This window comes from Spirosoma terrae (genome assembly GCF_010435915.1).
In the GTDB taxonomy this organism is placed as follows: Bacteria; Bacteroidota; Bacteroidia; order Cytophagales; family Spirosomataceae; genus Spirosoma; species Spirosoma terrae.
In genome coordinates this window covers 130239-150428 of the sequence record NZ_JAAFZH010000015.1, presented here as the reverse complement: position 1 = coordinate 150428, position 20190 = coordinate 130239, and the positions used below count along the sequence as shown (strand labels likewise).

At 47.9% G+C, this 20190-nt stretch carries 20 protein-coding genes; 14 read left to right on the top strand and 6 right to left on the bottom strand.

The window, feature by feature from the left end; all coding sequences use genetic code 11:
• The first annotated feature begins 36 nt into the window (after positions 1 to 36).
• The 3 genes from GK108_RS25050 to mtaB all read left to right on the top strand — a co-directional run bounded on the left by GK108_RS25050 (position 37) and on the right by mtaB (position 3649).
• Positions 37 to 1419 (top strand): ethanolamine ammonia-lyase subunit EutB, encoded by a 1383-nt coding sequence (locus GK108_RS25050; protein WP_163954318.1) that lies wholly within the window; start codon positions 37 to 39, stop codon positions 1417 to 1419.
• Between the two features lie 36 nt (positions 1420 to 1455).
• On the top strand, positions 1456 to 2235 hold the full coding sequence (eutC, locus tag GK108_RS25045; protein ID WP_163954317.1) for an ethanolamine ammonia-lyase subunit EutC: 780 nt from the start codon (positions 1456 to 1458) through the stop codon (positions 2233 to 2235).
• Between the two features lie 67 nt (positions 2236 to 2302).
• Entirely contained in the window at positions 2303 to 3649 is a 1347-nt protein-coding gene (gene mtaB / locus GK108_RS25040; protein ID WP_163954316.1) for a tRNA (N(6)-L-threonylcarbamoyladenosine(37)-C(2))-methylthiotransferase MtaB, read from the top strand.
• Positions 3650 to 3770: 121 nt separating this feature from the next.
• Here mtaB and GK108_RS25035 read toward each other — a convergent pair whose 3' ends face one another.
• Positions 3771 to 4079, bottom strand: coding sequence for a hypothetical protein (locus GK108_RS25035; protein ID WP_163954315.1), 309 nt, complete (start codon positions 4077 to 4079; stop codon positions 3771 to 3773).
• Between the two features lie 334 nt (positions 4080 to 4413).
• Between GK108_RS25035 and GK108_RS25030 the strand changes: the two genes are divergently transcribed.
• Together GK108_RS25030 and GK108_RS25025 are read left to right on the top strand one after the other, a co-directional pair.
• Positions 4414 to 5181, top strand: coding sequence for a M48 family metallopeptidase (locus tag GK108_RS25030; RefSeq protein ID WP_163954314.1), 768 nt, complete (start codon positions 4414 to 4416; stop codon positions 5179 to 5181).
• 266 nt (positions 5182 to 5447) lie between these two features.
• On the top strand, positions 5448 to 6377 hold the full coding sequence (locus tag GK108_RS25025; protein WP_163954313.1) for a hypothetical protein: 930 nt from the start codon (positions 5448 to 5450) through the stop codon (positions 6375 to 6377).
• Positions 6378 to 6452: 75 nt separating this feature from the next.
• Here GK108_RS25025 and GK108_RS25020 read toward each other — a convergent pair whose 3' ends face one another.
• A complete protein-coding gene (locus tag GK108_RS25020) occupies positions 6453 to 9239 on the bottom strand; it encodes a M14 family metallopeptidase (protein WP_163954312.1) in 2787 nt (928 codons plus the stop codon).
• A gap of 278 nt (positions 9240 to 9517) precedes the next feature.
• Here GK108_RS25020 and GK108_RS25015 point away from each other — a divergent pair, with 278 nt between their 5' ends.
• The 3 genes from GK108_RS25015 (at position 9518) to GK108_RS25005 (ending at position 11856) form a co-directional block, all read left to right on the top strand.
• On the top strand, positions 9518 to 9991 hold the full coding sequence (locus tag GK108_RS25015) for a Dps family protein (protein ID WP_163954311.1): 474 nt from the start codon (positions 9518 to 9520) through the stop codon (positions 9989 to 9991).
• Between the two features lie 409 nt (positions 9992 to 10400).
• Positions 10401 to 10994, top strand: coding sequence for a DUF3244 domain-containing protein (locus tag GK108_RS25010; RefSeq protein WP_163954310.1), 594 nt, complete (start codon positions 10401 to 10403; stop codon positions 10992 to 10994).
• 550 nt (positions 10995 to 11544) lie between these two features.
• Positions 11545 to 11856, top strand: coding sequence for a hypothetical protein (locus GK108_RS25005; RefSeq protein ID WP_163954309.1), 312 nt, complete (start codon positions 11545 to 11547; stop codon positions 11854 to 11856).
• 77 nt (positions 11857 to 11933) lie between these two features.
• On the opposite strand, the gene menB is transcribed toward GK108_RS25005, so the two are convergent.
• Both menB and GK108_RS24995 read right to left on the bottom strand, forming a co-directional pair.
• The gene (gene menB, locus GK108_RS25000; protein WP_163954308.1) at positions 11934 to 12758 is read right to left on the bottom strand and encodes a 1,4-dihydroxy-2-naphthoyl-CoA synthase; all 825 of its coding nucleotides are present in this window, start codon (positions 12756 to 12758) and stop codon (positions 11934 to 11936) included.
• Between the two features lie 78 nt (positions 12759 to 12836).
• Positions 12837 to 13301 (bottom strand): DUF2452 domain-containing protein, encoded by a 465-nt coding sequence (locus GK108_RS24995; RefSeq protein ID WP_163954307.1) that lies wholly within the window; start codon positions 13299 to 13301, stop codon positions 12837 to 12839.
• A 111-nt stretch (positions 13302 to 13412) separates the two neighbouring features.
• Between GK108_RS24995 and GK108_RS24990 the strand changes: the two genes are divergently transcribed.
• Genes GK108_RS24990 through GK108_RS24980 form a run of 3 tightly spaced genes read left to right on the top strand, consistent with a single transcriptional unit; the run spans position 13413 to position 15777 of the window.
• Positions 13413 to 13871: a QcrA and Rieske domain-containing protein gene (locus GK108_RS24990; RefSeq protein ID WP_163954306.1), complete on the top strand. Its 459-nt coding sequence runs from the start codon at positions 13413 to 13415 to the stop codon at positions 13869 to 13871.
• A 56-nt stretch (positions 13872 to 13927) separates the two neighbouring features.
• A complete protein-coding gene (locus GK108_RS24985) occupies positions 13928 to 15007 on the top strand; it encodes an AMP-binding protein (RefSeq protein WP_163954305.1) in 1080 nt (359 codons plus the stop codon).
• Positions 15008 to 15036: 29 nt separating this feature from the next.
• Positions 15037 to 15777: a hypothetical protein gene (locus GK108_RS24980; protein ID WP_163954304.1), complete on the top strand. Its 741-nt coding sequence runs from the start codon at positions 15037 to 15039 to the stop codon at positions 15775 to 15777.
• A gap of 94 nt (positions 15778 to 15871) precedes the next feature.
• Here GK108_RS24980 and GK108_RS24975 read toward each other — a convergent pair whose 3' ends face one another.
• Positions 15872 to 16033: a lmo0937 family membrane protein gene (locus GK108_RS24975; protein WP_163954303.1), complete on the bottom strand. Its 162-nt coding sequence runs from the start codon at positions 16031 to 16033 to the stop codon at positions 15872 to 15874.
• Between the two features lie 507 nt (positions 16034 to 16540).
• Here GK108_RS24975 and GK108_RS24970 point away from each other — a divergent pair.
• From GK108_RS24970 to GK108_RS24960, 3 genes are all read left to right on the top strand, one after another.
• The gene (locus GK108_RS24970) at positions 16541 to 17017 is read left to right on the top strand and encodes a RidA family protein (RefSeq protein ID WP_163954302.1); all 477 of its coding nucleotides are present in this window, start codon (positions 16541 to 16543) and stop codon (positions 17015 to 17017) included.
• 3 nt (positions 17018 to 17020) lie between these two features.
• A complete protein-coding gene (locus GK108_RS24965) occupies positions 17021 to 18136 on the top strand; it encodes a D-TA family PLP-dependent enzyme (RefSeq protein ID WP_163954301.1) in 1116 nt (371 codons plus the stop codon).
• Between the two features lie 93 nt (positions 18137 to 18229).
• On the top strand, positions 18230 to 19303 hold the full coding sequence (locus GK108_RS24960) for a dipeptidase (protein ID WP_163954300.1): 1074 nt from the start codon (positions 18230 to 18232) through the stop codon (positions 19301 to 19303).
• Positions 19304 to 19531: 228 nt separating this feature from the next.
• Here the strand turns inward: GK108_RS24960 and GK108_RS24955 are convergent, their stop codons facing one another.
• Positions 19532 to 20095 carry an RNA polymerase sigma factor gene (locus GK108_RS24955; RefSeq protein WP_163954299.1) on the bottom strand — a complete coding sequence of 188 codons (564 nt, stop codon included), beginning with the start codon at positions 20093 to 20095 and terminating at the stop codon, positions 19532 to 19534.
• Positions 20096 to 20190 lie beyond the last annotated feature (95 nt).

The following is a 20190-nucleotide window of genomic DNA, read 5'->3' as shown; positions in this document are numbered from 1 at the left end:
AGTGACGGTCGGGTGGGTTATTTTAGTCAAAGAAATATGGCATATCAGTGTACGGTCAGTGCGTTTACGTATCGGTTTAATGACCTGAAAGAGCTTTTGGCGAAGGCGAGTCCGCTTCGTTCGGGTGATACGTTAGCGGGGCTGACAGCTGAGAGTTACGAAGAACGGGTGGCCGCCCAGATGTGTCTGGCCGATTTACCGCTCGCTACGTTCCTGAACGAAGCCCTGATTCCGTATGAACTGGACGACGTAACGCGCCTGATTATTGACACCCATGATAAAATTGCGTTTGCCCCGATCAGTCATTTTACGGTTGGTGACCTGCGTGACTGGCTGTTGAGCGACGAAGCCGATACCGTTACGTTGCAGCAATTAGCGCCCGGTCTGACACCCGAAATGGTGGCCGCCGTATCGAAGCTGATGCGGAATCAGGATTTAATTCTGGTGGCCAGAAAATGTGAAGTTGTCACTCGTTTCCGGAACACGGTGGGCTTGCAGGGGCATTTGTCGGTACGTCTGCAACCCAATCATCCGGTCGATGATCTGAAAGGTATTGCGGCCAGCATGATCGATGGCTTGTTGTACGGGAGTGGCGATGCCACTATTGGCATCAATCCCGCCACTGATAGTCCGGCAGCTACGGCCCGGCTGTTGCACATGATCAACGAAATTCGGGAGCGCTTTGAGATTCCGACGCAGAGTTGTGTCTTGAGCCACGTAACGACGACGTTGCAACTGATTGAACAGCAGGTGCCGGTCGATCTGGTCTTTCAGTCCATTGCCGGAACTGAGAAGGCTAATGCCAGCTTTGGCGTTACGTTGCCGCTATTGCAGGAAGCCTACGAAGCTGGACTATCGTTACGGCGCGGAACGCTGGGCGAAAACCTCATGTATTTCGAAACGGGGCAGGGGAGTGCGTTGTCGTCGGGAGCCAATCATAACGTCGATCAGCAGACCTGCGAAGTGCGGGCGTATGCCGTAGCCCGGCACTATAAACCGTTTCTGGTTAATTCGGTAGTGGGCTTTATCGGGCCTGAGTACCTGTTCGACGGCAAACAGATTATCCGGGCTGGTCTGGAAGATCATTTTTGTGGGAAACTGTTGGGACTACCAATGGGCATGGATATCTGTTATACCAACCATGCGCAGGCCGATCAGGACGATATGGATACGCTGCTGACGTTGCTGGGTGTAGCTGGTATCAGTTTCATCATGGGCGTTCCCGGTGCTGATGATATTATGCTGAATTACCAGTCGACATCGTTCCACGATGCACTTTATCTGCGTCGGGTGCTTGGGCTTCGACCCGCTCCAGAGTTTGAAGCGTGGTTGCTACGGCAGGGAATCATGGACAACCAGGGGAACCGCCTGTCGACAACGGCACAGCAACAATTCTACGCTGCGCTACTGCCAGTGTAAAGAGCTAGTAGGAGCATGGATGCAATAGCGTACAGTATGAACGAACTTAAAAAATCAGGGCTGGAGTCGGACGATTGGGAGTCGTTGAAAGCGTACACCAATGCACGGATTGCCCTCGGTAAAACGGGTGTGTCTATTCCGATTGGCGAATCGCTTCGGTTTAAAATGGCGCACGCTCATGCCAAAGATGCGGTGTATTCCCACCTGAACGTAGCGGATTTACAAACGAATCTGGCTGGAACGGGCTTGCCTGTTCACTACGTTCGGAGTCAGGCAGATAATCGTGATACGTATCTGCAACGGCCGGATCTGGGGCGACTACTGGATGAGTCGTCGGCCGAAAAGCTTACGCAACTCAATAGCCAGCCTGCTGATGTTGGCCTCATCATTGCGGATGGTTTGTCGGCCAGTGCTGTTAATACGTATGCACCGATCGTTGTTCCTTTACTGGTTCAGGCCATGGGCGAGGCCGGGTTTTCGCTGGCACCCATCGTGCTGGTTGAACAGGGACGAGTAGCCATCACCGATGCCATAGGTGGGATTCTGCGGCCCAAACTGGCGATTATGCTCATTGGCGAACGGCCGGGCCTCAGCTCGTTTGATAGCATGGGGGCTTATCTGACCTATGCGCCGGAGCCGGGCCTGACCGACGAACGCCGAAATTGTTTATCCAATATTCGTGAACAGGGACTGCCGCCCGTTATGGCGGTTAATAAGCTTATGTGGCTGATTCAGTCGGCTTTTCGATTACAATTAACCGGTGTTGCCCTGAAAGATAACGACGATACGTCGTCCGACTCGCTGGCAATTGGGTGATATTCAGAGTGCAATACGGAACCCACCCCGATGTTTTTTTGTAATTTTGCAGGATACATTGTTTGCCGTGAAAAAAGTCGCTTTCTATACACTTGGCTGCAAGCTGAATTTTTCCGAAACCTCTACGCTGTCTCGTCTGATGGAACAGCATGGATACGAGCGGGTAGAATTCAATCAGCAGCCGGATATTTTCATTATCAATACGTGCTCGGTGACCGACAATGCCGATAAAAAATGTCGGAAAATTGTCCGTGAAGCACAAAAGATCAATCCAGACGGGTACGTAGCCATTCTGGGTTGTTATGCGCAGCTGAAGCCGAAGGAGATTTCTGAAATTCCGGGGGTCGATGCGGTGCTGGGGGCTGCCGACAAGTTTAGGTTGCACGAAATCATGCCGACTTTCGTGAAGGTTCCGGCTGGCCATCCTGCTCAAGTGTTCAATTCGCCTATTGAGGAGGTGATTGACTATCACGCTTCGTATTCGCTAAACGACAGAACGCGTACGTTCCTGAAAGTGCAGGACGGCTGCGATTATCCCTGTGCGTATTGCACCATTCCGCTGGCTCGTGGAAAAAGCCGCTCCGATACGGTGGCTAACGTAGTAAAAGCCGCCCGTGAAATTGCTGAACGGGGACGGTCGGCCGCTGCCGTTAAAGAGATTGTGTTAACGGGGGTCAATATTGGCGATTTTGGTCTTGTAAACGGTCACCGTCAGGAGACGTTTTTTGACCTGGTGCGGGCACTTGACGATGTGGAGGGTATTGAGCGATTCCGGATTTCGAGTATCGAGCCCAACCTGCTGACCGACGAGATTATCGCCTTTGTGGCTCAGTCGAAGCGGTTTGTTCCGCATTTTCATATACCACTTCAATCGGGTAGTAACCGGGTTCTGGGCCTGATGCGTCGTCGTTACAAGCGTGAATTGTATGTCGACCGTGTTCAGAAAATTAAAGAGCTGATGCCCAATGCCTGCATTGGCGTCGACGTTATTGTAGGTCACCCCGGCGAAACGGAGGAAGCCTTTAAAGAGACGTATCATTTTCTGAATGAACTTCCGGTGTCCTATCTGCACGTATTTACTTACTCAGAGCGGCCAAACACGACGGCCCTTGCGATTAAGCCGGTCGTTCCGGGTCATGTTCGAGCCGAGCGGTCGAAAATGCTGCATATTCTGTCGGACAAAAAGCGCCGGGCTTTTTATGAGTCGCAGGTAGGTAATGAGTCGACAGTTTTGTTCGAAGAGGACGTAGCGGACGGCATGATGCAGGGCTTCACCGAAAACTACGTGCGGGTCGTTGCCAAATACGATCCTCTCCTGATCAACGAAACGATGACTGTTCAGCTTACTGGCGTCAATGCGGATGGACTAATGGAAGTAGCGGAAGCCGTCCATGTACTGGAAAGTCATCATTGAGTACTGAACAATAGATACTATTCAGACCGGTTAATAGCCGGTCTTTTTTTATGGTATTGGCTGGGTCGTTCGTAAGTCTTGTGTATTAGCGAGCCGTATGAAGAATAGAGCGATGCGTATGTTATCTTAATCGCATCGATGTAATGACAATCATATTGCGCATAATTCGTCCGCACTCATTATCATCGTCGCGGTAGCGAATCCAGACAGGTAAACTGTCTACCATCACAGGCACCGTGTCCGTAGCAAAAGGGGGTGGCCCCTCCTTTGTTCGATATTTATCAGAACCAATTCTAACTTCTAATCCACCACAGCAAGTGCACGCAAGCATATACCGATATTTAAAAACGGTAGCTGCTACTTCTTTGGGCTGAATCCATTGACACCCTCCTAGTAGGAAAAAAACAGTTATCGCAGGCAGATAGCGCATAGACGTAATCAGTATAGAGAGAAGATTCCCATCTAGTCATAAAGGTTGGAAAACGATCAGACTTTTGTCCTAATTGATGGATTTGATGCAGTAGCGCTTTTTAGATTGGTTTAGTATGAAGAAGCGGACCAGTTTGATCAGAAACTGCTGGCCTGGATAGACGAAAAAATTAGTGCCTGATGAATCGATAAAGCATCGTAAAAAACGCGCTCCCGACGTTTCTGCCCGTGAAAAGGAGTAAATATTGACCCTATGGCTTAAACTTTTGCAGGGGTAAACTAGTCTTTGTTACAGACAGATGCTCATCACACCACCTGTCTGTTAGACTCGACAAATGAAACGTGCACTCATAATAATTGCTCTCTTTCTTGGCGTTTCGCGACTATCCGTTGCGCAGGGCGAACAAAATCTGGTGCAGGCAGCGATGGAAGCTTTAACGGCCGCTACGTTATCGGATGCGCAGGTGGCTCAGTTGTCCCGACAGGCTGTCGTGGAGATGGATGCGAAAAATCCAGTTGCAGGTCCCAATGATCCCTACACGTTGCGATTGAACAAAATTGTTAGTCGTCACCGTACCGTTAGCGGTCTGCCAATCAACTATAAAGTGTATATGGTGCCTGACGTAAACGCATTTGCTACTGCCGATGGTAGTGTGCGGGTATTTAAAGGACTGATGGACATCATGTCGGACAGCGAATTGCTGGCGATTATGGGTCACGAAATTGGCCACGTTGTCAATAAGGATTCGCGCGATGCGATGAAAAGTGCGCTCAGACGGTCGGCGGTACGTAACGTAGCGGCTGCCAATTCGGGTGTAATTGGTAAGCTATCCCGCTCACAAGTGGGTGGGCTGGTCGATGGCTATTTTGGGGCATCATTCAGTCGTCAGCAGGAAACAGAGGCCGATGATTATAGCTATGATTTTCTGAAGCGGAACGGCTATAGCGTGATGGCTCTGGCAACGTCATTCGAAAAGCTGGCCAAGCTGAATGGTGGTAATCAGAGCAATAAAGTAACGGCTATTCTGTCGTCGCACCCCGATAGCAAGAGTCGGGCCGAGCGCGTCCGTACACGGGCTCGGCGTGACGGACTGGCTAAATAAAAACGACGCTACGTAGTTCGCTGTACCCTGATAACTAGTTGATGCTGCACCAGTTGGTGCAGCATTTTTTTTGCACTGTGGAAAAGGAAGCAGCGAGAAATGATAACGATCAATGTGAAAAATAAATCAGTGTATTTACCTTCTAGTGAATTCTCCTATAAACAGTGGAAAACGGTTTTGCCCGGTTCGCTGACCCTGGTAATAAGGGTATAGATGATTGGAATATAGGCGATTGGAACGATTTATTAGTGCTATTCACCATTAGGATGAAACGATTTGACTTTATTTTTTATCTGACCATTTTGTCATTGGCAGGATGGCTCACCGGCTGTTCGGAGCAACGCGTTATAGACCCGAATCCGGGTACGCCGACACGCTATCGAGTGAACACAATAACGCAGGAATTGCCCGACAACGTAGCGAAGGTAAGCGTCCTACGGTATGATGCGCAGGGACGATTGAGCACTATCAAAACCTACCAGACACCCGACAGCACGGTAGCCGAAGTCATGAATAGTGTTTATCTATACGATGCTCAGAATCGCCTGACGCAGCTACGTCGAGAACGTATTCCCTATCCTCGTTCGCAGAGTGGCCCGAACAACGCTGTAGAGCAGTATATCTACTTATATAATGAATCGGGCCTGGTTTCGCAAATTCAGTACATTAACGGACTGAGCTGGTCCTATACGTATGATGCGAATAAACAGCTCGTTAGTAGTAGTGGCGGCTATTCGCATCCTCGATTTAGTATTCAGGGAGCCATACAGTACACGTTTACGGGAAAAAATCTAACGAAAACGACCGGCGGCACTGGTATCCGGTATCAGGGCATGCCCTCCGGAATGAGCAGCGATTTTCCGGGGATCACCAGTGCTACGTATACGCACGACGATAAAATCAACCCGTTCTATGGTACGTCAGTTATTCCGTCGGCGCTGAGTGGTTTCGTCAACATTCTGTACGGGCCAACCACGCCAAATGCGCTCTTTGGCGGAACCGATAACGTATTGACACTGAGTCAGAACAACGTACTCAGCGAAACGCCAGAAGCCAGTACGCGAGAAACCATTACGTATCAGTATCAATATAATACGGCCAATTTGCCGACGCTACGTATCAAAACGATTACGGCTCCTGCTCCCAACGGCACCGTAACGAAAGAAACGGTACGTTTCGAATACGAGTCGTATTAATTCGTTCGTTGAGTTATCCTGTAATTCACGCGAGGCCATAACTCTAAAAATAATAAGATATGGCCTCGCTTTGACTTAATCACTTGCCTGTGCCGTGCGCTGGCTTCTTTCTGTGCTATACAGTTGATTGAATAACAACTTAAACGTGCCCTGTGTCTGACAACGGAACGTGATTTCGGGGCCGAAAGCATAAAACCGGCCAGAGCCAACTGGTGCCATAAAGGCGGCTACGCCATCCTGTAGATACGATTGTCCCCATGCCCAGCCGCTCCGTAGTGGTTTATTGCTGTCAAACCAGGCCAGTGGCCTAATCGCCCCCTTAGCAATCGCTTCTGGCGCTACGGTAAACACGGGACTGGAATCAAAATAGACATCGGTCAGTGTGGGCATGCCCCAGGTTGCCTGCTGCGTAGAATCCAGGGTAACCCGCAATACGCTGCCGGGAATGTAGAATTTCTCATTGGGCAACGGTCGGCTCTGGCCGGTAGCCGCCATGTCGACCAGCGCGTTTTTCACGGGTAGATTCAAATGATACGCCAGATTCGTACTGGTACCGATGGTTACAATACTGCCACCCGCATTTAAAAATGCTTTCAGTTGGGGAATCGACTTGTCGGCGGTGATTCTGCCTAGCCACGGGCGGAACTCGGCCGGAATGTCGTCGGGTTGAGGCTCCCGGCGAGCGTAAGAACTTGCCGATTCTTTAGGGCGTCCAACGGGCGGAATGGCCTGGCTTACGAAGACAATGACATCAAATTTCTTCTTTAAATCGCCTGCGTCGATGTCCTGGGCAAAAACAACCTTCATCGGAAAATGGTATTGTTCCATGAGCCAGCGAACCCAGCCGGATGGCATGGAGCCGCCATACGTATCCCACAACGCAATTCGCAAGGGAGCGACCTTTATCATTGATCCCTCTGGGCGTTTACTCAGGCCGGAAACCTCCAGCCCCAGGTTCTTGATTGATTTATCGAGAAGGCTTTTGGCGTTGGTCGAAGCAGGTATAAAAAAGGATCCTGCTGCTACGTTACTCCCGCTGCCAGTAGGCAGACGGTACACATCGATGCCCGAAGCCAGTAAATCATTGACGGCAATGAAGGAGTTATTGATCTGGGCGTTGAGGAGGTAGCCGGCGGTTGCGTTGCCATTCAGATGGCCCTCCGGCGATTGTAGTTCACCGTAAGGAAGCTTTTGGAAAGGGCCATCGAAGCCATCCAGAATACGATCAAAGCGGACATTCATCAGATAGGCAGGTGTCCAGCCAGCGGCATCATAGGGGCGAATCGGTGGGCCTCCCGGATACTGAAAATCGTTCGGATAGTCCTGCGGTTCAAACATATCCAGTACGTGCGGGCGAAAAGCCTGATCGGTTTTAACGACATACGAACCTGCTGGATAGGTTTTGCCTGCAACCGTAAAATTGGTGGTTGCTTTCTGAATCTGCACGCCCGTTCGGATAAGCGCGTTCAGGAAACGAACAGCCGTTGGAAAATCAGGCTGATTGACCGGAATGATAAATCCTCTTGGATCACGTAACGATGGCTTTTTCATGACCGAATCATAGTAGGCAACCGGCAAGGCACCGCTACGTTGGTTTTCTGGCTGCGTCGGATTTGTTCTTTTCTGGTTAGCCTGATACGTCTGCGTGATGGCTTCCACTCGCTTCGGGTATAACGACCAATAGTCGCGACTTCCGTATTCGATCGCGTTTTTACCCATTCGGTAAATCGTAAACAGCAGCTGATCGCGTTGACGGGCTGCGTAATCCAGTACGGAATAGTTAAGCGAAACCGAATAATCGATTGACTGTTTAAAATGCCATGGTTGCGGTCTTACGGGAAACGGCGTATTGCCGTTCGGTATTAATCGTTCGGGAACGAGCGGAATGGTTTCGGGGGTAGGATTGCCAATAATTTCGGTCAACAAGCCGATCATGTTGTGGAATAGATTGATCGACCGTAAACCCCCATTGAACCAGTTCGAATAAGGGGCACCCGTCAGACGCGTATAGCCCGGTTTGCCTTCAACATTCAGGCGGTTAATCATGGCTGCTCCGAGGGCATCAATACCCGTTACGATCAGCGGGTCGAGTACGTAGTTAAACGGATCGCGGAGGGGAGGACCCGCCAGAACAGAGCCAGCCGGGCCACGTTGGTGGTGATTATAAATAACCTGCGGAAACCATTCGATGAACAACTGCCGGGCCATATTTTGTGTCTCGGGCATATTGAGCATAAAAAAATCGCGGTTGTTATCGTGGCCGATATACTTCTGATAAAGGCGCGGTACGTGTTCCTGCGACCGTTTTTCGGGTACGGATTCGCGCATATACCAGTTGCCAACCAGCTCGTGCCCATCAGGATTGGCGTGGGTCAGCAAGATCACAACGTTGTCGAGAATACGTAGTGTTTCGGGATCATTTCGACTCACGAGTTGCCAGGCTGTTTCAATGAGCTGCATAGTGCCTACCGTCTCCGTTGAATGTAGCCCTCCGTCAATCCAGACAACCGCTTTTCCTTCGTTAGCGAGTGTTCTAGCCTGGGTATCGGTCAGGTTTTCGGCATGAGCTAATGTTTGAGCAATTTCTTTGTAACGATCTAGCTTTTTCTGGTTATCGGCCGACGTAACAATCAGCATAAATTGATGGCGACCTTCGGCCGTGAGCCCGATATCGACCAGGCGAGTTCGATCAGAAGCCGCTAATTTTTTAAAATAAGCTTCCGTTTGGGTGTAATTGGAAAGTTGATAATCGTCACCAATGTTGAAGCCAAAATGCTCTTTTGGGGAGGGTATTTTTTGAGCGTGGACAACAAGCTGGAGTAGGAGTAGAAAGATGGTTAGCGATTGATGAAATGTGGCCATTCTGGCAGCGGTTTAATCTAAGAGGAAATTACTGATAAGTTAACTATTATTTCGATATTAATGGATTTGTTGGAATTAAATATTGCTTTTTGTTTTGTTTGTGTATCTGTTTTCTGTGTGTACACGCTTGTTTTTGCCGACCATTTTATAGTAGGCGTATGAAGGCTGATAAAGAGCAGAAAATTTAGTAGAATTGGGAAGTAATCGATTAAATAATGCCTGGGTTCAGGATTTTATAATCCGGATGTATCGCAGGTTCACCATAATCTACAGTTATCATGGAAACGAGTATTGGTATTTCAGCCGCAAACCGGGAGGTTGTTGCGCATCAGTTAGCTAAGCTGCTGGCTGATGAGTTTGTACTTTATACGAAAACGCTCAATGCGCACTGGAATCTGGAAGGCATGGATTTTCATTCTGTTCACCTGTATTTCGAAGAATTGTATCAGCAATCGGCGGAGATTGTTGATGACGTAGCAGAGCGTATTCGTCAGTTAGGCCATTATGCACCGGCTACGTTGAAAAACTTTCTGCAGCTAACCCATCTGACGGAACAGGACGCTGGCGGAAACGACAGTCGGAGCCTGATTAAAAAACTACTAGGCGATCACGAAAGTATTATCGAATTCATCCGGGGTAACATCAATGAATTTCAGGATGCTCACAAGGACGCCGGAACTAGCGATTTTATTACGGGACTTATGGAAAAGCATGAGAAAATAGCCTGGATGCTACGCGCTCACCTCAAATAAGTCGGCTGATTTCAACAGGTCAAAGCGGTTCGATAGTGCTCACTATCGAACCGCTTTTTTATGTTTTTACGGCCAGACTAACAGCATTAATAAGGCTCAAATTCGCCCAATGATCGGGGTTGTCAACGTTTAAAAAAAAGACAGTCAATCGGGCAAATAGGATAATTTGTATGCTGATTTTACTTCATTTTGTGGATAGTCCTATATTTTAGGATTATTAGAAAAGTACAATGTATGCGTAATTAATGGGGACTTGTTGTACTATTTTTATAAAAGACCTATTTTGTCTATAAAATATTGTCTTTTTATAAGATATTTTGATCTGTAAAGCGTTGTGAGGTGCGCATATATTGCAATGAATGGACTTTTGTTATCACCTTTGTCACGGAAAAATTAAAATTACTATCCAATGAAAAAGGTCCGTTTATCAATTGCTGTACTGCTTTCAGTATGGAGTCTGGCGGTTAATGCCGACAATGGTTCAGTCGTAAGCGGGGTTAATGTTGAGAAGTCCGAACAAAAGAAAGTACGCTTATATACACAAACGGCTGAGCCGGTTGAAGTGGCAATTATCGATGCCGACGGAAATCTGCTTTACCAGGGCAATGTTGCTAAAGGTCAGAAAGGAACAACATCGTTCAATCTGAACGGTTTGCCAGATGGTCAGTATTACCTGACAGCTACCAACAATACGTACTGGATGTCGCAGGTGCTGGCGATCCGGGGAAATGTAGTAACTGTAGATGAGCGCAGCCAGAAGCAGATTTTGCAACCAACTGTATCGTCTTACGAGAAAAATAAATTTGAAGTAGTACTGCCTGCTAAAAATGTAGATGCTGCTAATATCGCCATCTACGATTCGCAGAACGTACTGGTTCAGGCTGGAGCGTTGAAAGGCACGGCTGGCCGTTATGATTTGTCGTCTCTTCCAGAAGGAACCTACACCTTTGTGGTTGGCCCAGACCAGAAGCAATTCTTCTCTAAAGTAGAAATTAAGCACTAAGAAACATCTTAGCTTATAGCATTCAAATTCTCAACTAAGCGATCTGGCTTTTCGGACAAGTCTGGTTGCGCCCAATGCTCAGCCCGTTACGTTCACTACGTAGCGGGCTTTTTGTTTGAGGTTGATTGTTGCCGATGCTAATATTCATATCAGTAGGTAGAGTTCTGTTAAGAAAATTAGTGTCGAAGCTGTGTTAGAAATAGGAGACGTATTGGTAGTCAGCCGATTTTTTAATTTTTCTTTTGGGGAGCAATCTGTACTTTTGCGTTGTCAAAATGGGTAAAACCTCGCAGGTTCGCCCTAGCGGTTTAACTCCAGCCCGGTTGGTCCGAACAACCGGGCTTTTTATTGTCTATTCCGCAACGTTGTTTTAGGGGTTGGTATGAAGAAGAAAACCCCTTGTGTTTATAAGGCTCTACTTGGTAAATCAATTTTATTTATAGAGCCCAATTAATAAATATAGTAACTTTGGGTGCCTGTAGTTGTCGAGTATTACGGGATTTAAGTACTTTTACGGTGAAATTACTTAACCGTATCTTCTTTATTAAGTATGCCTGCTCATCTAGCCCAAAAGTATGCTGAACTTAGAGCCGCTGCTGCGAACGCAACTGCTGATATTGATACAGTTAATGAGATAATGGTCGATATTCTGCAACTGCTCCATGATCGATTTGCAGAAACGACCGGTTCGCAGAAAATAGCCTACGAACAAGCATACAGTTATTTAGATTATACCGTATCGGCCCATCGGGCAACTAAACAGGATACCTCCAATCAATTTTACCTGAATGAGGTTGGTCTTCAGGTTGGCCGCGACATTAGTAGTGTATTGTCAAAAGCCTCGCATCAGCAACGGGATTGAGCAATTGGCCATAAACAAATAGAAAGCCCCTGGAAAGAAATTTCCAGGGGCTTATTTTATCTAGTATGTATTTGCTTCTAGGGAAACTTAGGGAATTTGCTGAAATCGGGTTTCCGCTTTTCCAGGAACGCGTCTTTTCCTTCTTTAGCTTCTTCAGAAAGATAGTATAGCAGTGTGGCATCACCAGCCAACTGCTGAATACCCGCCTGCCCGTCTAGTTCCGCATTAAACGAGGCCTTAAGCATACGTAGCGCAATGGGGCTCTTGTCGAGGATTTTACGACACCAGGCAATGGTTGTTTCTTCCAGCTGATCGAGAGGAACCACTTTATTGACGAGTCCCATGTCGAGGGCTTCCTGCGCATCGTACTGATCGCACAGGTACCAGATCTCGCGTGCTTTTTTCTGGCCAACAATACGGGCCAGATACGATGCACCAAAACCCCCGTCAAAACTACCCACTTTAGGGCCTGTCTGACCAAAACGGGCATTGTCGGCAGCGATACTAAGATCACAGACAACGTGCAGTACATGGCCACCACCAATAGCATAACCGGCCACCATGGCAATGACAGGTTTAGGAATCCGGCGAATCTGCATTTGTAGATCCAGTACGTTCAGGCGGGGAACGCTATCTTCGCCAACGTATCCACCATGACCGCGAACCGACTGATCGCCACCACTACAGAAGGCTTCACCGCCTTCACCCGTCAGAATAATAACGCCAACCCGTTCGTCCTGCCGGGCAATTTCCATCGCTTCCGACATTTCTTTGACCGTCAGCGGAGTAAACGCATTCCGTTTATGAGGGCGGTTGATGCTGATTTTGGCAATGCCTTCGTAATAGCTGAAGATAATTTCCTGGTACTCTTTAATGGTTTCCCAGGGGTAGTTGCTTTGCATAGTTAATGAATGAATTAGCGACTGAGTGAAAGAGTGAAAAACGTCCTCTGTAGCAAGATCGGTTATTCTGTCGTCCACTCAATCGCCCATTGAAAATTCAGATTCGTGATAAAATACATCCCAGGTATGATCGGCCATCATACGGACGGTAGCCAGACAGCGCTCAAATGGAAATTTACGCCCCCATTCGGAGGGTGCAATCATCGACAAGAGATCGGTTCCGTTTTTTCGCTGATAGAAATAATACGTATGTCCAACAACGGGCTCGAAACTCATCTGAGCGGCATAAATCCGTTCTGAGATTTCAACCCGATTGCGAATGGCCGTAGCCTGCTCAGCCAGCAGCTGCATTTGCTTATACAACTGGCTGAGTTGCATATCGGTTTGTTCACGCATGGCGGCTACCGCCCGACCGGTGATCTTGCCTTTGTCTTCAGGGCGGATAACTGCTCCGCCAGCTGTATGCGCATACTCCAAAAGTCCCGGTGCTTCTGCAACCTTGTCTGGAGAAATTGGATTGACAAATACTTTAGCTTCTTCCATACTAGTTGGGTAACCACCCGGCGAACAACAAGGTTTGCTGTCGTTGAATGACAAAAAAAAGTGATCTTTACATCAGAAAACTGACATCGTCGCAAAAATACAAGAACCGGCATGGAAAACACCCTACCTACCATGGATCGACATGAGTTTTTTCGCTTAATCGGTGCGAGCGCGGGCGCTCTTCTTCTGATGCCCTGGAGTGCAGGTTGTGCGAAAGCTGATGACGAAAATCCAACTACCGACCCAGATCAATCGCTCGATTTTGTGATTAATCTGGCCGAAAAAGGCAACGAAAATCTCAACGAAAAAGGCGGCTATGTGATCGTGAATAATGTGATTGTGGCCCAGACGAAAGCCGGTGATTTTGTGGCTGCATCGTCCAGATGTACGTGTGTGTCGCCAGGGGGGACACTTCTCGTCTATAAGCCTGCTGAAAACCAGTATTATTGCCCGCTTCACTTATCGCGCTACGATACGACGGGTAAAGTTATAGTAGGCCCTGCTAAACAAGCGCTAAAACAATATTTGGTTGCCGATCTGGCTAATGGTACGCTCCGAGTGCACACGTAGCAGGAAGCTGTTCTGCTTGATGGTTGAGCTGTACTAGGCGTTGAAATGATTTTTGAATGACTATTGATCCCCGATTTCCGGAATTCTGGCCGATTCCAGCAACGGATTATGAAACGGAAGCGCTTGCTTTCTGCCAGAACTGGCTGCGTGGTCAGTCTACTTTCATACTCCATACTTCCGGTTCGACTGGTACGCCCAAACCTATTTCGCTGACGCGTGATCAAATGAAGGCAAGTGCGTTACTGACGGCCAGAACGCTCGGCCTTATGCCAGGCGATAGGGCGCTGGTTTGCCTGAATATACGCTACGTAGCAGGGGTCATGATGCTTGTTCGGGGAATGGAAGTAGGCATGGTCATGACGATCGTTGAACCGTCAGGCAATCCGTTAGCGGCTTTTTCGTCCACCAGTACTAGTTTTGACTTTACGGCCCTTGTGCCGCTACAACTCCAGACCATTCTGGAAACTACACCCGATAGATTGCTAATTCTGAACAGGATGAAGGCCATCCTGGTAGGTGGGGCCGCTACGAGTCCAGGACTAGAACAGCTATGCCAACAGATTGAAGCACCCGTTTATGCTACGTATGGCATGACAGAAACGGTGTCGCATATTGCCCTACGTCGGTTAAATGGTGCTGGTAAGAGTGCCTTTTTTACGGCGTTGGATGGGGTTGAGCTGGGTATTGATGAGCGAGGCTGTCTGCATATCACCTCGGCCGCGACCAATTTCGAGTGCGTACAGACTAACGACGTAGTGGAGTTGTTGACGGATAGACAACCGATCCAGTTCCGATTAGTGGGACGGGCAGATACCGTTATTAACAGCGGAGGGGTAAAAATACAGCCAGAACAGATTGAACAGATAAGTCTGGAAACACTGGTAGCCCTCAATCCTGAAACGACGTTGCCACGCTTGTTTGTGAGTGGTTTGCCTGATCAGCGCCTTGGTCAGAAAATTGTTCTTGTCGTTGAACGAGAGCTGATTAGTGAGGAGCAGTTTATGTTCATTCAGCATAACGTTCGAGAGCAGTTCGGCAATTATGCCGTTCCCAAAGAGATGATAGCCGTTCCGACGTTTATAGAAACTCCTACGGGTAAAATTGATCGGAATGCCACAATAGCTCAAATACGCTAACTTTGAGCCACGTTGCCCGCTGACAAACAATGTCTTTCAAAACAATTCAAATTCGATACCAAACAGCCCGGTCGCTACCTGCGCCCTACGCTTATTTTTATGTCCTTACTGCTCAGGCTATTGCCAGTCAATCGCTTCAGATTGATTTAGCCATTACGTATCCCGATCGGGATGATATTGACGACGATGAGCTGATTGCCGAGGGCTATACCCGAGACGACGATTTTAAGTGGTCGGGACGATTACCGAAAACCTGGTTGTCTGCTTTTGACACGTTCATTGGAAAAACACAGCTTCAGGAGTTTGATGAGGAAAAGCTGGGCGAAGACGATGATTATTGGGAGGTCGAGCTGGACGTATCAACGGGGTCTATAAAGAAAGGACGGCCTAATAATGCTGAGGACTGGCAGTACTTAATGCAGGAACTGATTCAGGCGAGCTATGAACTAGTTGGCCGCGAACGTCCTTTCGAGCTTACCTACCTCGATTTTTCGGGGAAACAAAACGATATGGAGCTCCGTCTGACTGCGTCATTTGCTGAGCGAACCGTTCAAATCGTTACGTTCATCAATAAACGGGAACAACGCAAAACCGTGCCCTGGTCAGTGCTTCAGCATACTATGGCTGAAGTTTATAACCACGAGTTTGAGGAGGAAGAAGCGCAGCTAAAGCGACCTCGTCAGGAAGGGCAGTGGCTAAATATAGGAAGTGACGAGTGGTATGATGTTAGTGAAATGCCATCGCTCCAGAAGCGTCTACGAAACTTATAAAAAAACTTCCAACTCATAGAGAAAATGCTTTAATGAGCTATTCTCCATGAGTTGGAAGTTGTCTAAAGAAAGTGCTGGAGACCTGATAAAGCCGCTACACGCTTCGTCCCTGAATTAGGCGAAGAATTACCGCAATGACGGCAATAACAAGTAGTACGTGGATCAGGCCACCCAGCCCAAAGCTGTTAAATCCTAAAAAACCTAACAGCCAGATAATGATTAGGACCACCGCAATGGTGTACAATAAATTTCCCATGACGAAGAAGCTTAAGTAAGTTGAGTAATGATTTCATTTACCTAACTTCATTATAAGCTAAGTGATTGAAAACCTGAGCCAACGGGACGGTTTTAGTTTCGGGAAAGTATATTAAATGGTGTAAGTGTTTAGAAAATAATTAATTATTTCTGTGGGCCGAAGACCCTCTACAACCTGTCTCCAAATACCAATTGAGGGTCGCTAACACCAGCTTTACGGTATTGATACGTAGTGCTCTTAATCCAGTAAGTCTACTAGTGAATTTTCCCGGATAGCTTACAAGGCTGCTATCGTATTGGCGGAGTTCCTGTTTATTTCCTGTATCAATTATCTTCTTTATGGCCGTTTTGGCTTAAGTTTGGGCACGTCTAGTCAACAGTAGATAGTCAATCTCTTGCTGATTCATGAGTTTGACCTGTTTCCGTTTTCTGAACAGCCTGGCTGTCAGTTAACGTACCGTTGACTATTCCCTTTTCAATTGCTCCATTGTTCTAAAATCAACGTAGTATGCAAGTTGACATTTTGTCGCCCGAAGCGGCCTTTGCTAAAACAGGCCTTTCGTTGCCACCTGCCCCTCAGCCCCTGGGCGTATATAAGCCTTATTTGATTGACGGTAAATACCTGTACGTATCGGGACACGGCCCGGTTCGTGACGATAAGAGCCTGATTATAGGACGTATCGGTGCTGACATGGATATGGAAGAAGGGAAGCTGGCTGCCCGTCAGGTAGGTCTGACCATTCTATCGACCATCAAGACGCATCTGGGAAGCCTGGACCGCGTTAAACGTGTCATCAAGGTGCTGGGCATGGTCAATTGTGTATCCGAATTTGAACGCCATCCCTACGTAATTAACGGCTGCAGCGAATTGTTTGCCGACGTCTGGGGAACTGAAAACGGAATTGGAGTTCGGTCAGCGGTGGGTATGGGCTCGCTTCCCGATAATATACCGGTAGAAGTTGAAGCGTTATTTGAACTCGTTTAACCGATGCAGCAAACGCCCTGGTATCAACTAACTGACAGTAATCAGCTCGATACGCCTGCGCTGGTAATTTATCCGGAACGAGTTCGGGAGAATATCAACTTGCTGATCGATTCAATTGACGACGTAACGCGTCTACGTCCGCATGTAAAGACGAATAAATCGCGGGAGGCAACTCGGATGATGCTGGATGCGGGCATTCAGAAGTTCAAGTGTGCAACCATTGCGGAGGCCGAAATGCTGGCCATATGCGGTGCTATGGATATCCTGCTGGCTTACCAGCCTAACGTAGCGAAAATGCATCGCCTATTGGCTTTAATGAATGTCTATCCGGCGGTCAGGTTCGCCTGCTTGATTGACAATCTGACGACGGCTCAACAGCTATCCGATATGGCTGTTGCCAGTGGGCTGGTTGTACCGGTTTATATCGACCTAAATGTAGGTATGAACCGTACGGGCATTACGCCCGACGGCGAGGTATTGACGCTCTATTCGGAAGTCGCCAAACTAGAAGGCGTTAAGCCTGTAGGCCTACATGCCTATGACGGTCATCTTCGGAACCCCGACATTACGATTCGTACCCTAGACTGCGATGCGGCCTTTCTTCCGGTTCAGCAACTTCGTGATCGTCTGGTCGAACAAGGGTTTGAAACGCCAGTGATTGTAGTAGGCGGCAGTCCTACATTCCCCATTCATGCAAAACGGCAAAACGTTGAATGCAGTCCCGGTACGTTTATTTATTGGGATAAAGGCTACAAAAGCGGATTGCCGGAACAGCCGTTTTCGCCCGCAGCATTGGTGGTAACTCGAGTTATTTCATTGCCTGGTGACACAAAAGTTTGTGTTGATCTGGGGCATAAGTCAGTGGCATCGGAAGGCGAACTGGCACAGCGGGTAAGCTTCCTGAATGCCCCCGATCTGAAAGCTGTGGGTCAGAGTGAAGAACATCTGGTGCTGGAAGCGCAGGCGGGGCACGACTTTCGGGTTGGCGATGTGTTGTACGGAATTCCTAACCATATCTGTCCAACCGTTGCTCTGTATGAGCGGGCATACGTAGCAGAAGGGGGAGAGATCACTGGAGAGTGGCTGACTATTGCCCGCGATCGTAAAATATCAGTTTAAGCGTGTTTTCGTTTCTGGTTCATGGTCAGTGATGGAATACGACACCATGAACCAGAAACAATAAACCAGAAATCCAATTTCACAAAATAGCCCATGTTTACTATTGATGCCCACCTCGATCTGAGTATGAACGCGATGGAGTGGAATCGCGATCTGCGTCAATCGGTTGAGCGACTTCGTGAGCGTGAAAAAGGAATGACCGATAAGCCCGATCGGGGCAAAGCAACGGTTTCCTTACCCGCCCTACGTAGCGGAAATATTGGTCTGGTTGTTGCAACACAGATTGCTCGCTTTGTAGCTCCCGACAATCCCCTTCCCGGCTGGCAATCGCCCGAACAAGCCTGGGCGCAAACCCAGGGGCAGCGGATCTGGTATGAACTGATGGAAGCCGAGGGCGAAATGGTTCAGATTCGAGATTTGGCTGGCCTTGAAAAGCATCTGGCACTCTGGAATGATGGAACACCAAACGACCAGAAGCCCATCGGCTATATTTTAAGCCTGGAAGGAGCCGATTCGTTGATAACTCCGTCTTTTGCCGAACGGGCCTACAACTATGGTCTGAGGGCTATTGGCCCTGCTCACTACGGGCCGGGACGTTATGCACAGGGGACTGATGCTACTGGCTTTATGGGCGCTGCCGGGCAAGACTTGCTTCGCGAAATGGAGCGGTTGAACATCATTCTGGATGCTACGCATCTGTGCGACGATAGTTTCTGGGAAGCCCTCGATCATTTTAATGGTCCGGTTTGGGCCAGTCATAACAATTGTCGGGCGCTGGTGAACCATAACCGACAATTCAGCGACGACCAAATTCGGGAGCTTATTGCTCGTGATGCCGTTATTGGTGGAGCCTTAGATGCTTGGATGATGGTGCCTGGTTGGGTACGGGGTCAGTCGACTCCAGAGGGTACGAATTGTAAACTGTCCGTAATGATCGATCACCTGGACCATATTTGTCAACTGGCTGGTAATGCCCGGCATATTGGAATCGGTTCTGATCTGGATGGCGCTTTCGGTAAAGAACAGTGTCCCTATGATCTGGAAACAATTGCCGATTTACAGAAAATACCTGATTTACTACGTCAGCGGGGGTATTCAGACGATGATATAGCCAATGTTATGCACGGAAACTGGCTACGTTTTTTGCGGAAAGCCTGGGCAAACTAAAGACGAATTGGCTATACTTAAGTAAGTGAGCAATCTATGGTTACGGTGGTGAATTTTAGTAGCCACTGGGGCTATTGGTGCCCACCTACTTAAGTAAACGCCTGCTTGTTACGGTAGGTATTTTGTCTTTAGTTGTTAATTGGTAAACTAGTTACGGTAGGTACTGTTTAGTATAGTTACGGTGGGTATTTACTTCTTATTTGTTACGGTGAGTAACGATCGTCTGGGTTAAATGGCGTAAGCGGCTTGCCCACAGAGCTGTTTAACCTTATCGCGTGAGCGTTTAAGTCTCATCTTTACGGCACTATCGTTCAGGTGAAGTCTAGTAGCGATCTGCTGTATGTCTAATCCTTCCTGATATTTTAACCGTAGTATCATCGCTTCGTCCTGACTTATTCGCTTCATAGCCCAGGAAAGCCTCTGACTAGCCTCATCAAGCTCTTCTGTATCATTTGGGATGGCATAACGATCATCGGCAGGTTCATCGTGTTCGACTAAGGCTGTTGTCTGTAAACGGCCGCCAAGACGCATCTGATCCACGCAGTAGTTATAGGAGATCGAATACAGCCAGGTCGAAAAAGAAGACCGTTCCTCAAAGCGATCCAGCCGAGAGAACATCCGAATAAAGATGTCGTGTGTAAAATCCTGTGCCTTTTCTGAATCCTTAGTCAAGGATAGGCAACGGCTATATACCTTTTTAACGTAACGATTATATAATGTTTCAAAGCAATCGTTTGGACTTGTGGTCAGGTATTGCCGTATAACTTCTTCATCATTTAGTTTTCGTTTCATTGAGTATACAACTTATTTATGGATAGAGAGAAAAGAATGGTTGCTCACGTCTGATAGATCAAAGTTGCTCTCAATTATTTTCTTCTTCGTAAAAT

Bases quoted from the DNA above. Each gene is read 5' to 3' on its own strand.
- GK108_RS25050 (WP_163954318.1), top strand. From the start codon at position 37: ATGGCATATCAGTGTACGGTCAGTGCGTTTACGTATCGGTTTAATGAC.
- eutC (WP_163954317.1), top strand. From the start codon at position 1,456: ATGAACGAACTTAAAAAATCAGGGCTGGAGTCGGACGATTGGGAGTCG.
- GK108_RS25035 (WP_163954315.1), bottom strand. From the start codon at position 4,079: ATGCGCTATCTGCCTGCGATAACTGTTTTTTTCCTACTAGGAGGGTGT.
- GK108_RS25030 (WP_163954314.1), top strand. From the start codon at position 4,414: ATGAAACGTGCACTCATAATAATTGCTCTCTTTCTTGGCGTTTCGCGA.
- GK108_RS25025 (WP_163954313.1), top strand. From the start codon at position 5,448: ATGAAACGATTTGACTTTATTTTTTATCTGACCATTTTGTCATTGGCA.
- GK108_RS25020 (WP_163954312.1), bottom strand. From the start codon at position 9,239: ATGGCCACATTTCATCAATCGCTAACCATCTTTCTACTCCTACTCCAG.
- GK108_RS25015 (WP_163954311.1), top strand. From the start codon at position 9,518: ATGGAAACGAGTATTGGTATTTCAGCCGCAAACCGGGAGGTTGTTGCG.
- GK108_RS25010 (WP_163954310.1), top strand. From the start codon at position 10,401: ATGAAAAAGGTCCGTTTATCAATTGCTGTACTGCTTTCAGTATGGAGT.
- GK108_RS25005 (WP_163954309.1), top strand. From the start codon at position 11,545: ATGCCTGCTCATCTAGCCCAAAAGTATGCTGAACTTAGAGCCGCTGCT.
- menB (WP_163954308.1), bottom strand. From the start codon at position 12,758: ATGCAAAGCAACTACCCCTGGGAAACCATTAAAGAGTACCAGGAAATT.
- GK108_RS24995 (WP_163954307.1), bottom strand. From the start codon at position 13,301: ATGGAAGAAGCTAAAGTATTTGTCAATCCAATTTCTCCAGACAAGGTT.
- GK108_RS24990 (WP_163954306.1), top strand. From the start codon at position 13,413: ATGGAAAACACCCTACCTACCATGGATCGACATGAGTTTTTTCGCTTA.
- GK108_RS24985 (WP_163954305.1), top strand. From the start codon at position 13,928: ATGACTATTGATCCCCGATTTCCGGAATTCTGGCCGATTCCAGCAACG.
- GK108_RS24980 (WP_163954304.1), top strand. From the start codon at position 15,037: ATGTCTTTCAAAACAATTCAAATTCGATACCAAACAGCCCGGTCGCTA.
- GK108_RS24975 (WP_163954303.1), bottom strand. From the start codon at position 16,033: ATGGGAAATTTATTGTACACCATTGCGGTGGTCCTAATCATTATCTGG.
- GK108_RS24970 (WP_163954302.1), top strand. From the start codon at position 16,541: ATGCAAGTTGACATTTTGTCGCCCGAAGCGGCCTTTGCTAAAACAGGC.
- GK108_RS24965 (WP_163954301.1), top strand. From the start codon at position 17,021: ATGCAGCAAACGCCCTGGTATCAACTAACTGACAGTAATCAGCTCGAT.
- GK108_RS24960 (WP_163954300.1), top strand. From the start codon at position 18,230: ATGTTTACTATTGATGCCCACCTCGATCTGAGTATGAACGCGATGGAG.
- GK108_RS24955 (WP_163954299.1), bottom strand. From the start codon at position 20,095: ATGAAACGAAAACTAAATGATGAAGAAGTTATACGGCAATACCTGACC.